This is a genomic window from Streptomyces sp. NPDC051219, assembly GCF_040682335.1.
Lineage (GTDB): Bacteria > Actinomycetota > Actinomycetes > Streptomycetales > Streptomycetaceae > Streptomyces.
Genome location: NZ_JBFBAS010000028.1, coordinates 16668 through 28862, shown reverse-complemented (window position 1 = coordinate 28862; position 12195 = coordinate 16668). Strand labels below are relative to the sequence as shown.

Genomic DNA, 12195 nt, shown 5'->3' with positions numbered 1-12195 from the left:
CCGGGTGGCATCGTGGGCGTCAAACAGAGCGACTGCGTCGGCTGCGGGGCCCCGGTCGGCTTCATCGACCGGCAGTACTGCTGTCGCTGCACGGCCCGGCAGAAAGAAGTGGCGGCCATGGCGGCTTGCCCCCGCTGCGGCCAGCAGCGTGTCCTCCAGGAGGACACCGGCCGGTGCATCACCTGCTCACGCGTGTGCACCCTCTGCGGCCATCCGGTCAGAGACAAGACAGCGACGTTGTGCCGGGACTGCTCGCGCACGGCTGAACGCGACGCCGCCAAGGCGCCCTGTCCTCGCTGCAGTCGGCCCGGCTATCTGCGCGAGGACACCGGCTGGTGCGGGCACTGCTCGCGTCCCCGCCAGACCAAACAGCCGCCCCGGCCCTGCCGCGAATGCGGCTGCGTGCGACGGCATGCCGGGCTGGGACTGTGCTCAGCCTGCTGGCAGCGTCATCCCGACCGGCCCTTCGTCCGGGCCGAGAGCCTGATCGCCGAACTCGGTGAACATCCGGACTGGCTGCGGGACTTCGCGGCTGATCTCGCCGCCAAGTACTGCGTCAGCCGCGCCTGCACCATGATCACTTCCCTGGGACGACTTCTCCTGGACGAGCAGCCCAACCACCCGCAGGCTCTTCTCGAACGCTCTCGTCGTTCGGGACGCTCGATGGGCTCCCTCGCCCGCGCGCTGGAAACCTTCTTCACCGGTCACGGCATGGCTATGGCCACCGATCAGGCCGAACGGCTCGCGGCCGGCCGCCGACAGCGCCGCATCGATGCCGTCCCCGAGACCCTGCGGTCAGCGGTGGACGCATTCGCCGACTTCATGATGCGCTCGCGCGAGAGAGCCCGCCGTGCCGGAACACGGCCTCGCAGCGATGGAACCATCGAGGCGGCACTGGCCATCATGCGTGACCTCGCCCGCTTCCTCGCCGGTGAACGCGGCAAGCAGGACTGGGCGCTGACCGACGTCCACGACGTCGAAGCCTTCCTCGCCGGCTCACCCAAGGCCCGAAAACGTCGGCTGGTCGTGCTCGGGCAGTTCTTCCGTTTCGCACGTTCCCGGAAGATCGTGCTCGTCGATCCCTCCCGCGGTCTGACCTCCCGAGGAGTGAGCGGCTTCACCGGAGCGACGCTGACACTCGACCAGCAACGTGTTCTGTTCCGCCGCTGGACCACCGGCCCGGCCGTCCACCCGCACGAGGCTTTACTGGGCATGCTCGCGCTGTTGCACGGCGCATCAAGCCGCGAAGTCAAGATGCTGCAGACCGCTGACCTCGACCCTCACGCCCGGACCACCCGGCTCGGCGACCGCCCGCATCCGGTTCCCCTGGACCCGGCGTCGTGGGCAGTGTTGGAACGCTGTCTGGCTCATCGCGAAGCCCAGCGGACAGACAATCCCCACGTCATGGTCACCCGCCAGACGAAGTCCGGCCGGGGCCCGGCGTCCACCGCCTATGTCAGTCACGTCCTCGACGCCTGCGGCTTCCCACCCCGAATGATCCGCTGCACTCGACTGCTCGACCTGGTCAACACCATGGATCCCAAGCTCGTCGCCGCCGCGTTCGGCATGGATCCCGAGGCCACCATGATCTATCTGTCTGATCGCATTGATGAGACCCGCCTGGCGGAGTGGACGACGGCCAAGGAGTGACCTGTGGTCAGAGTTCGTAGGGGTAGAGAGCGATCTTCTCGCGCTCGATGAAGAGCTCGACCCAGGTGCCGGCAACACCTTCGGGCAGCTGATCGGCAAGGTCCAACAGGATAGTGGTGCCGTCCAGGTCCAGCAGGGCGGCACCGTCCTCTGTGAGGCTCAACCGGCCCCGCAGCACAACGCAGTGCCCGCCAGTCCGGAGCCCAGGGCCGATACCGGCAGCTGGCTTGGCGTTCCGCCCCCAGACGATGTCCTCGTCGATGGTCCACTCGACGTGGTACTCGCCAGGCTCTGCGGTCCGGTCCCCGCACCACCGGACTGCCGTGTGACCGAACGAGGTTCGGACATCGGCCAGCCAGGAGGTTCCGGGAAACCTCGCGACCTTCACCAGTTCGATCAGCACGGGTCGATCATGCAGTATCCGAGGCGCCACCGGAACCTGTGAAGTTTCGGCGCTGCCTGGCACAGGTTCGCCGGAACATGTGCGCTTTGCCGAACGACTCGTTCGAGGCAATCGCGATGCGCAGTCGGCGATCCGGGCATGTGTCGGGTCCCCTGGCGCCATCGAGCAGGGGGCGCACCAGGGGGCCGTTTCTGCGCGTGCGCGGCAGCGGGTGGACGGTCGGGCTTTCCCGGTACCTGCCCCGCATGGGCCCTGGCGGGCGCCTGGCGCGGGTGCGGGCCCGGTACCTGCTGGCCGGGGCCGTCGTCGTCGTCGCACGGGAACCGGGGGATGTGTCGGCGCTCGAGGACGAGCTGGTGCAGCACGCGCGCAGGCGGTTGCGCAGAGCGTCCGCAAAAACGCTGGCGGGGTGGCGGACACGTCCTCCCGCCTCAAACAAGGCAGCCGTCAGTGAACTGCTTGCGTGCGCAGCCCGTGATGTCGCCTCCGGCCGGTGGTGACGTGACGTGCTGCGCCTCTGCGCCTCTGCGCCCCCCTCGGCTACAGGTCCTTGTGCACCGCCGTACCGGAGCCGTTGAGCAGTTCGTTGATGAGTTGTTCGGTCTCCGTCTCCGGTGAACAGTCCAGGGCCTGGTTGATCTGCTGGATGCGGGTGATGGCGGTGTGCAGCCCCTGCCGGTTGCCGGCCGTGTGCTCGATTCGGAGCCAGTCCCGATACAACAGCTCTGCCGTGTCGTCGACGTCGAGACCGGTGGCGACGGCCTGGCGGGCGGCGCTGAGGTCGTGGTGCGGGCCCGCGGGGGTGCGGTAGGTGGCTACGGTGTGCGCCACATCGATGATGCGCGTGATCATTTCCTGCTGGTAGGGCTCGGCCCAGGGCAGGGGCTTGCCTCCGAACGGCCGGCCCCGCACCAGAGTGAGCGCCTTTTCCAGATCGGTCAGGCCGGCCGGGCCCAGCGGCAGAGCGTGTTCGACGAGCTGAAGGAAGCGGGTCCAGTCGCAGCGCACGCCGGGGGAGAGCCGGTACGGGTCCTCGCCGGAGCTGCGGCGAGGCACGTAGGGGCTGCCGGAGGGATCGCTGCCCAGGGAGCGACGCAGGCCCTGCAATCGGGCGTTGAGGGTGCTCGATGACCAGGGGCTGACGGGGTCCATGGCAGAACACAGCACGTCGGCGCTCCGCCCCGGCCGGAAGAACAGCAATGCGGCGAGCTGTGCCATCCGTGGCCCGTGGCCGGTACTGTCCACGCCGGTCACCTCGACCGGGCCCAGGACCCGGATCTCCGGCGCGTGCAGGTCGTAAGCCTGGGGTTCCTCCGTCTTTGGTGCCTTGCCTTCCTCGACGGCGTCTTCGTTGTCGTCAGCCTGCGCGGCCTGCCGGGCGGCCGCCGTCTGCGTAGCCGCCGCGGTCGCCGGTGCCGGGGCCGCTGTCGCTTCGGTGTCCGGGCCGTGTTCTTCCTCGGCCTGAGCCGGCGCCTGGGCGGTGGGCAGGGGCCGGAGTCCGGACGGATCGGTGGTGGCGGCGAGCAGGGCCGGGAAGACCTCGCCGCTCACGTCCCCGGCCGGCGTCAACGCGGAGCTTGGGGCCACGTCGGTCGCAGGCGCGGCGGGCTTCTCCGGCGCGGTCTGCGCGGGCTGCTCCACGTGGTCGGGTTCGTCCGGGACGTCCTGCCAGGGGCCCTCGGCCGGGTGGGCCGGCTGTGCGGACACTTTCAGCGCGGCGGTGATCTGGAGGTAGGCGGCGTGCTGAAGGCGCTGCACTGTGATGTCGGCGCCGGCGTAGTCGAGGTGCTGCGGTTCGCTGAGTGAGGCGTTGAGGATCTGCGCCTCGGGGAAGTGCGCGGCCGCCGTACTCGCCGGGGCGATCAGCGTGACGGGGACCGTTGCGGCCTTGTCGATGACTTCGGCGAACTCCCAGGCCGTGTCCGCGTCCAGAGGGGACGCGCACAGCAGCAGATATGGCTGGTGACTCGTCTCGGGCATCTGGTGGGCTTCCAGGAGCCGTTCGCTCAGATCGCGCAGCGCGTGCGCGGCGTGGCGCATGTGGGCGATCCGCGGCTTGGGCAGCAACTGCGGCAGGTCCTTGCCGAACCCCACGGTGACGATCTCGACTTCGCTCGCCCACGGGCTCATCCCGAGCTCCAGGGCGAGTGAGGTGCAGACCTCGGTGATGTGGACCGGGTTGCCGTCCAGCAGCAGCGCGGGCACGTGGGCGAGGTTGAGCAGCAGGAGGTCATCTGCCTCGGTGCTGCCGACGGTGACCAGTCCCGGATAGGGTGCCGCTACCTCGTGGGCGGTTTCGTCGTCCAGGAGTCCGGCATCGGCGGGCAGGACCCACCATCCGCCCTGCCCCCAGACGAAGGGCGCCTGCGGTTCCTGAGCGAGGTCCTCGGGCAGCACCTCCACCGTGCGGGCACCGATCCGAGCGGCCCGCAGCGGCGGCAGGCCTGTGGCGTCCTCCTGCTGGGCCACCTGGTGGGCCAGGGTCCGCAGGGCCAGGTCCAGGCGGGCAGCTCCGCCTGGCTCGGCGGCCGCCGTCAACTGGGCCTCGGCCGGGGACGTCTGCGCCGCGATGGCGATCTTCTCGCCGGGCTTGCGGCGGCGGCGCTGCAGCGTCCTGCGCAGGGCGAGAGCACCGGTGACCGCGGCGGCCAGCAGCGCGCCGGCGCCCAGAACGATGCGCAGGTTCAGCGGGCTGCCGGCCGGAGCCGGCGCCGGGGTCTCGGACGCCGTGGCGAGGGGGGAGGAGGCAGCGGAGCCGGACGGTTCAGCCGACGCCGACGGCGAGGCAGCAGAGGAGGAGGCGCTGGCGCCGGGCCGGGGCGTCGCGGAGGCCGTGGCGGAAGGAGAAGCCTGATCCTGCCCGGGCTGCCCGGGCTGCTCGGGCTGCTCGGGCTGCTCGGGCTGCTGGGCGGGGCGGCTGGCCGGTGTGCTGGGGGACGGCGACTGGGTTGCGGGCGCTGTGGTGTGGCCCGGCGCGGGTGCCTGCTCATCCCCCGTGCCATCGCCCGGCTGCTGTTCGCCGTCCGGCTGTTGGGTGGCGGGGGGTGTGGTCTCCCGGCCGGCCGCCTCATCGCCCTGGTCACTGTCCCGGGGCGGAGCCTGCTGGTCGGGCTGGGCGCCGGGCACAGTGACCTGCTGCCCTGCGTAGATCACATCGGGGTCGGAGATGGGGGGCAGGCCGTCCGGCTGGGGCTTGCCGCGGCTGGCCTCGAACAGCTTCGGCCACGTGTCGCCGTCGCCGAGCTCCTCCTTGGCGATCTTCGAGAGGTAGTCGCCCGAGTGGACCGTGACGACGTGTTTGCTCTCCTCGGCAGCATCAGGAGCGCCGGCACCCGGTTGCGTGCGGACGTCTCTCGCCGCTGCGGCGGTATCGGGCATCTGAAGCTGCCAGCCGGGTTGCAGAAAGCTGTTGGCCTTGAAGACCTGGCCGTCGGCCATGGTGCGGCCCTCGTTCAGGGTGGCGATCTCCCGCCACCGCTCGCCGTCGCCCAACTCCTGCTCGGCGATGCCCCACAGGCTCTCGGCCGGCCGCGTCTCGCGCACCGCGTACGTGGTACTGGCCGCCGGTGTGCTCGCCGGGGAAGTCGAGGCCTGAGCGGGTTCGGCGGCCTGCGGGGCCTGGGCTGGGCCGGGGACGTGGGCTGCGGTGGTGGCCGGTGCGGCTTGGGCGTCGCAGGCCAGCGCCGAACTCGTGGGCAGCAGCACCAGGATGCTGCCGATCAGGACAGCCGCGGCGCGCTGGGAGGCGCCCAGCGCGCGCGGGGCGTGCCAGGTCCGGCCCCGCAGCTGTGCGAGCAGCTCGCGTACGGCGCAGAACGCGAACTGCGCCCACCCGACCCAGCCCACCGCGACGAGCAGCAACAAGAACGCCGCCCCGGTGTCCTGCCGGTCCAACAGGTGCGTGAGGTCGTCGTGGCCGGCCTCCCAGATGACCGGGGTCACCCAGGCCAGCAGCAGCGGCAGCCCGGCGACCACGGCGGCCAGGACGAGCAAACTCAAGCCGGCCTTCAGGAGCCGGCCCAGGGTGTGGCCGGCCGCTGCGCCGGGGGAGGGGGTGGTGCGCATCAGTTTCCTTCGACAGCGGTGACGCCGTGCAGGAGGGTGGCCTTGCTCTGGCCGGTCACCGTCAACGAGCCGATCCCGACCGCCGACAGGAACTTCGTGTCGTACCTGCCGGTGACGTTCACGTTGAGGGTTTTGCCGTCGCCGGACACGCTGACCGTGCCGGTGGCGCCGGCGGAGCGCAGGTAGGCCTGGGCTGCGGCAGCCGCGTCCTGTGGATCCACGACGATCGCGTTGCCGCTGATGGCCTCGGCGGGGTCGATGGCCTGTCCGCCTGCCCGGGCGGCCTCGCCGGCGATGTAGTCGGCGCGTTCGGTGGCGCGCATCTTGCTGCCGCCGTCGACGGCGACGCCGATGATGCCGATCAGCGCGATGACGCACACGGCGACGAACACGGTGACGCCTCCCCGGTCATCCCACCGTGCCCGGCTCAGCCTCTTCTGCCGGAAGATCATCAGTCACCTCGTGTCGGAAAAGTCGTAGGTTCGGCAGCCCCCGCTGTTGCAGGCCGTGTTCCGGTGCTGGCCAGGGGCGTGCCTCGATGGGGTGAAGTTCTTGAAGCATCTCCACGAATCGTGTCGGCCTTCCGATATTCCTGAAGCATCGGCACTCCCGATGAACTGGAGCAGTCATGACGTTGGCGGCCGTGCGGAACCTGGCCTCGCCGCGGGTCTTGAGCTCGGCGGTTGATGAAGAGGACTTCGAACAGGAAATCGTCGATCAATACGCGCTGGCCCTCGCAGCCGCGGGAGCGGGGGACAGCACGGTGGAGTTCAACTGCCGCGCGGCGGTGGAACTCGTGCGGTCCAGTGATCGACGCCTGTGGGCGGTCGGAGCGGAAGACGCCGACCGGTACCTGGCCCAACACCGCCAACCCGCACCTGTTCATCAACCGCCGCAGCGCGATGGAGACCCGCAACGTCGGCATCCGCTGGATCAAACTCCTCCTCGGCCCAGGCGTGAGCTGCCGCTCGATCCGCGAAGACCGCATCCTCGCCGAAGCCCTGGCAAGCCACGGAGATGCCAAACGCCTGCACAACATGTTCGGCCTGTCCATCAACGCCAGCCTCCGCTACACCGAAGTCGTCGACCACCCCGGCTTCACCGACACCAACCCCTCCGCCTGACCGATCCCGCTGAACATGGGGCCGAACCGCTCCCGTAGCCTCACGGCTATGCCCACCGGTCACACCCTCTGCCACTGCGTCGTCTGCCAGGACATCGAAGAGCTGGATCCCCGCATCCAGTCGACGGTCGATGTCATTCAGCAGCACGGGTGGCAGGTCACGATGGTCCCCGTCGGCCGCGACGAGGCACCCGGCTGGGCGTACACAATCGGCCTGTGGCATGGCCACCGGCTCCCCGAGCTCGCGATGTTCGGTCTGGATGTCCGCATGATGCAGACACTCCTGAACGACCTCGGCCAGCGGGCTGTTGAAGGGCAGCGCCTGGAGGCGGACCAGGAACGGCACGACATCGCCTCTGTTCCGGTCGTACTCAAAGCTGTCGACTACCGCTGGTACAAAGCGTTCTTCGGCACCGCGATCAACTTCTACTGCAAGCCGCCGTTCCCAGTCCTCCAGGTCGTCTGGCCCGACAGCGACGGAGTCCTCCCCTGGCAGCCCGGTGGCGAAAGCCTCCTGACCCACCAACCCAGGCTGGACCTGCACCCCGACGAACACCCTTCCGGCGTATGGACGCAGAACCTGTGAACGTACGACGACGGCGCCGACGCGGACAATAACGCCATGAAGCACTGGTTCCGCAGCTACTGGACCGAGGAAGACACCTGGTTCTACTTCGAGATCGACGCCGACGGCTGGGTCACCCGCCAGGTCGAGCTCCAAGGCCCCCACGAGAAGCCGATCGCCGCAGCCTCCCTGGCCGAACGGCAAGCTGCTCAGCAGGCCGGAACCCTCGCGTACTACGAGTCGACGTTCGGCGCCACGGCCGAGGTGCCCCTCCATGAGTGGGACGGACACGAGCCGCACGACCTCACCCTCGAAGAGTTCGAGGCCATCTGGCTCGCAGCACGAGCAGCCTGCCGAGAAGGATCCCGGAATCGCGCGACGCGAGGAGCGTGAACCCAAGTACTCTCGCCCGCTCACCGCACGGCCTCCCTGCTTCGGTTCGTACTCCATTGCCCTTCAGAATTCGCGAACCCAAGAGCTCTCTGCCTGTACTGATCCACCACCGAAGTCGCCGTCGACGTGAGCGTGCGGGCCCCCGGCACGCCCGGCAGCAGAAGATCGGAGAGATTGACCGTGCAGGTCACGGTCACGGTGACCGTCCCTACCTGGCCCACCGGCACGCTGAGGCCGCCGGTGTTGACGCTGACGCGGCTCGACGCGCACGTGATGCCCTCATCGTTCAGCGATTCGGCGGCCGCCGCATGCGCGGCCCCCTGGGCGGCCCCCGCCGTGCGGTGAATGGACGCCTCCCGAGCCGCATCCTCAGCTGCCGCGTCGATCTTCGAGCCGGAGGTGACGAGGCGTCCTGCGGCGATAGCCAGACACAGGAACATGATCAGCGACGGGAGGATGATGGCCGTCTCGATCGCGGCACTGCCCTCATCGCTGCGAAGCCTGCGAGCCCATCGGGCCGTGTTTCGCACGGAGTTCACCCTCCCGGTGTCTCTACTCCCGCGGGTTCGATTGCCGCGGGCACGTTGTGGTGACCTGCAGGTTCATCAACCGGAGGACCGCACCGCGAACCACGCCGGTTAGTCGCAACTTCCCATGGATCGCAGCCCAGTTGAAGCCGCAGGCTCTGAGGGAAGACCGCATCCTTCAGGAGATCCACGCCACCGGCGGGGACGCCCGACGCATCTGCGACCAGTTCGGACTCTCGATCACCGCCGCACTCCGCTACGCCAACACCCTCGGGCATCCCGCCTTGGCCGACGACTCCGTCGAGACTTCGGGCCCCCATGGCGCGAGGTAGGGCGGACATCCGCACGCGGTATCGCAAGGTGACCGCGACGGAGAGCGGTGGTCGGGAAACGCGGTTCCGGGGGCCGAGAGGGTTGGCTGTCATACCCGGGTCCTAGAGTCCGATGCATGCCCCGTCGTACTCCTGCCCGCCCGGTGAACGTGGAAGAGCTCTTCCCTGAGCTGATCCCCTTCCGCCGTGAGTCTGTCCGCCTGCACCCACGTGCCGGCTCCCCTTCCTGTCACGACAGTTCTGTTGGAGGACCACTGTTGTGGCCTGCGGCAGAGCCTTGGCCTGTCTGCGCGGAGGAGCACTACGACCCCGACACGGTGAGCGAACTCCAAGCCGCCGTGCCCATGGTCCCCGTGGTTCAGGTACACCAGGCCGATGCCCCAGGCATCCCGTTCCCCGAGGGGACCGACCTGCTTCAGGTGCTGTGGTGCCCTTACGCGCACGGCGAGTACTGCTACCCCCTGCCGCAGGTGCACTGGAGGGACTCTCGTGGGATCAAAGGCATACTGTCCACACCGGCGCCGGTGGAAGGGCTGCCCAAGGACTGGTATCCGAACCCTTGCGTGGTCCACCCGGAGCAGGTGACCGAGTACCCCAGTAATGATCTTTCCTGGGATATGCGCGACGTGCTGCGGCAACGCTTCGATGAGCTGCATGCCACGACCGGTCTGTACTACGGGTATCACTTGGCTGAGGCGCCTGGGATCAAGCTGGGTGGCTACCCTGGCTGGACACAGGAGCCATGCTGGCCCGACTGCGAAGCATGCGGTGGGCGCATGGAACATCTGCTGACCGTCGCGAGCTGGGAGTTCGACGGTGAATCCTGGCGTACGTGGCTGCCGGTAGAGGACCGGACCGACAGTGGTTGGACCGAGGCCGCGGACAACCCCGCGGGCTTGTGCCTCGGCGACGCCGGAGGCGTGTACATCTTCGAGTGCCGTGCTTGCCCCGACCGCCCCATCGGGCACTGGTTCGACTGCTCGTGACTGGCAGTGGTCAACCAGAGCCCTGTCCTCAGCGTTCTTGACTTGTTGCGCGAGGGTGTGAACAGCCCCTATGTGCGGGGCCCTCACGCAGCTGTCATCACAGCACGGGTGCTGCCCGACCCCGAGGAAGTCGCCTGGTTCGACTGGCTGACCAATCCCGAACTGGAAGACCTCCTCCATTGCCCCGGTTTCGTCCCGGACGCCCGCGAGGCATTCGACCGATACGGAGCCTCGGGCACCGCGAGCCGCCCCTACGGTGAGGGTCGTCATCGATCCACCACCCTTCGGTTCAACGGGATCAACACGTCGGTATTGGTGAACTCACGGGCTTTTACCTAAAAGGCCAGGTTCGGCCCCTGTGTGGTCGTTGCTGGTCAGGGAGGGTGTGTTCCAGGTCGGGGAGGTGGTCGGTTGTTCGGCATTCCTGATCTTTCGTCGTGATTGCTGTTGGGGCGGGGTCAGGGTGGCCGGGTGACTGCTGCGGGTGGGGTGGGGGTGGGGGTGGCTGGGCTGGGGGCTCGGTGGGTGGATGAGTTTGTGCTGGCGTTGGCGGCGCGGGGGGCGACGGACCGGTGGGTGGGCCAGCAGCGGGCGTGGGTGGGGGAGTTGCTGGCGTTCGCCCGGGGCTCGGTGTGGGAGGTTGGGCCGGCGGATGTGGACGGCTGGCTGGCGGGGGCCCGGGATCGTGGCGCGGGGACGCAGACGCGGGGGCAGATGGCGCAGGCGGTGTACCGGTTCTATGCCTTCGTCGAGGCCCGGCACGGGCGGCTGGTTCAGGAAGTGACGGGCCGGCCGGTGCCGCGGCCGGTGGATGAGTTCAACCGGCCCCGGGGTCTGGCCCGGGCGGGGGTGCGCGTTCCGCCCTCGGCGCGGGAGGTGGAGACGCTGTTCCAGGCGTGGCGGGCCTGGCTGCCGCGCACGCCGGGTCGGGGCTTCCTGGTGGCGGCGCGGGATTACGTGGCGGCGTCGTTGTGGCGGCGGGTGGGCTTGCGGATCAACGAGACGGTCCGCCTTGAGGTGGGGGACTGGTATCCCCAGGTGGGCGCGCACGGGGTGCTGCACGTGCGCTGGGGCAAGGGCGCCAGGGGCAGCGGGCCCAGGCAGCGGCTGGTACCGGCGATCGACGGGGTGGACCGGCTGCTGGCCTGGTGGCTGGCCGAGGTACGGCCGCAGTTCGGCGACGACTTGGCGGGTGGGCGGGCGGTGCTGCTGCCGAGCCGGCGGCACGCGCCCGGCGGCGGATGGTGCGCGGCGTGCGCGGTGACCTTGCGGCAGGGGCTGGCGGGAGCGGTGGAGAGGTGGCTGCCGGCGTGGTCGGGCAGGCTGACGCCGCACCCGCTCAGGCATTTTTGCGCTTCGCACCTGTACGAGCGGGGTGTGGGGCTGGAGGCGGTGGGGGCGTTGCTGGGGCATGTGTGGCTGTCGACGACGGCCCGGTATGTGCATGTGCCCGCCGAGCGGATCGAGCGGTGCTGGCAGGAGGCGAACGCCCGGGTCGCCGGGCGTCTCATGGGCCCGGATACGTATGCCGCTGCCGCTGCGGGGCCGTTGTGGGCGTGAGGGAAGAGAAAGCGGGTGGAGCGCGTGCGGTGGGAGTTGCGGCTGCGGGCGGCCGAGCGGGGCGTTTTCAAGGCGGTCGAGATGCGCCGGCTGCTGGCGAAGGCGGGGCTCGAGATCAGCGCGGGGAAGATGTCGGCGCTGTGGTCGGCGACGGTGCCGCCGGTGTCGGTGAGGCTGGACGATCTTCAGGTGTTGTGCCGGGTGCTGGGCTGCGACGCGGCCGGGCTGCTCGTCCTGGACACGTCTGCCGGGTGGGCGCCGCCCGCGGACGGGCCGGCCCCGGCCGCGGGAGGGGCCCGTACGTGGGCCGGCGGCGAACCGGCTGCCGGGCCCGGGGAAGCAGGGCCCGGGGAGGGGCCTGGCCGGGATGGCGTGGTGCGGCCGTCGCTGCCACCGGTGTAAGCGGTCGGCAGCGAAGGCTCAAGGACGGGTTGGAGGGCTGCTGGGCGGCGGTGTAGCGCGGCGCGGCCTGGCCCGGTCCGGCTGCCGGGCCCGGGGCTGGGCCGTCCGGTGCGGCAGGCGTGACGATGAGGAGCGGTTGATGCGGCACCGGGGCGCGCCCGCCGGGCCCGGACTCCCGGGTGGGGCGGG

The 12195-nt window shown here is 69.8% G+C and carries 13 protein-coding genes; 9 read left to right on the top strand and 4 right to left on the bottom strand.

Annotated features, from left to right (window positions below; all coding sequences use genetic code 11):
- Positions 1-402 precede the first annotated feature (402 nt).
- Entirely contained in the window at positions 403-1650 is a 1248-nt protein-coding gene (locus AB0M62_RS26335; RefSeq protein WP_366076770.1) for an integrase, read from the top strand.
- Positions 1651-1657: 7 nt separating this feature from the next.
- On the opposite strand, the gene AB0M62_RS26330 is transcribed toward AB0M62_RS26335, so the two are convergent.
- From AB0M62_RS26330 to AB0M62_RS26320, 3 genes are all read right to left on the bottom strand, one after another.
- Positions 1658-2053 (bottom strand): hypothetical protein, encoded by a 396-nt coding sequence (locus tag AB0M62_RS26330; RefSeq protein WP_366076769.1) that lies wholly within the window; start codon positions 2051-2053, stop codon positions 1658-1660.
- A gap of 540 nt (positions 2054-2593) precedes the next feature.
- The gene (locus tag AB0M62_RS26325; protein ID WP_366076768.1) at positions 2594-6118 is read right to left on the bottom strand and encodes a hypothetical protein; all 3525 of its coding nucleotides are present in this window, start codon (positions 6116-6118) and stop codon (positions 2594-2596) included.
- A complete protein-coding gene (locus tag AB0M62_RS26320) occupies positions 6118-6570 on the bottom strand; it encodes a Tad domain-containing protein (protein ID WP_366076767.1) in 453 nt (150 codons plus the stop codon). Before AB0M62_RS26320 ends, AB0M62_RS26325 begins: the two co-directional genes overlap by 1 nt.
- Before the next feature lie 354 nt (positions 6571-6924).
- On the opposite strand from AB0M62_RS26320, the gene AB0M62_RS26315 reads away from it, so the two are divergent.
- From AB0M62_RS26315 to AB0M62_RS26305, 3 genes are read left to right on the top strand one after another with little or no spacing between them, the layout of a single operon-like run.
- Complete coding sequence (locus AB0M62_RS26315) at positions 6925-7242, top strand: hypothetical protein (protein ID WP_366076766.1); 318 nt, start codon at positions 6925-6927, stop codon at positions 7240-7242.
- Positions 7243-7290: 48 nt separating this feature from the next.
- Positions 7291-7827, top strand: a complete 537-nt coding sequence (locus AB0M62_RS26310; RefSeq protein ID WP_366076765.1) for a DUF4262 domain-containing protein — start codon at positions 7291-7293, stop codon at positions 7825-7827.
- Between the two features lie 36 nt (positions 7828-7863).
- Positions 7864-8199: a hypothetical protein gene (locus AB0M62_RS26305; RefSeq protein WP_366076764.1), complete on the top strand. Its 336-nt coding sequence runs from the start codon at positions 7864-7866 to the stop codon at positions 8197-8199.
- Between the two features lie 20 nt (positions 8200-8219).
- Here AB0M62_RS26305 and AB0M62_RS26300 read toward each other — a convergent pair whose 3' ends face one another.
- Positions 8220-8738: a TadE family protein gene (locus AB0M62_RS26300; RefSeq protein ID WP_366076763.1), complete on the bottom strand. Its 519-nt coding sequence runs from the start codon at positions 8736-8738 to the stop codon at positions 8220-8222.
- A gap of 131 nt (positions 8739-8869) precedes the next feature.
- On the opposite strand from AB0M62_RS26300, the gene AB0M62_RS26295 reads away from it, so the two are divergent.
- From AB0M62_RS26295 to AB0M62_RS26275, 5 genes are all read left to right on the top strand, one after another.
- Entirely contained in the window at positions 8870-9058 is a 189-nt protein-coding gene (locus AB0M62_RS26295) for a hypothetical protein (protein ID WP_366076762.1), read from the top strand.
- 317 nt (positions 9059-9375) lie between these two features.
- Entirely contained in the window at positions 9376-10044 is a 669-nt protein-coding gene (locus AB0M62_RS26290; protein WP_366076761.1) for a DUF1963 domain-containing protein, read from the top strand.
- A gap of 108 nt (positions 10045-10152) precedes the next feature.
- Complete coding sequence (locus tag AB0M62_RS26285) at positions 10153-10383, top strand: hypothetical protein (protein WP_366076760.1); 231 nt, start codon at positions 10153-10155, stop codon at positions 10381-10383.
- A gap of 186 nt (positions 10384-10569) precedes the next feature.
- Complete coding sequence (locus AB0M62_RS26280; protein ID WP_366076759.1) at positions 10570-11604, top strand: tyrosine-type recombinase/integrase; 1035 nt, start codon at positions 10570-10572, stop codon at positions 11602-11604.
- Between the two features lie 24 nt (positions 11605-11628).
- The gene (locus AB0M62_RS26275; protein ID WP_366076826.1) at positions 11629-12006 is read left to right on the top strand and encodes a helix-turn-helix transcriptional regulator; all 378 of its coding nucleotides are present in this window, start codon (positions 11629-11631) and stop codon (positions 12004-12006) included.
- Positions 12007-12195 lie beyond the last annotated feature (189 nt).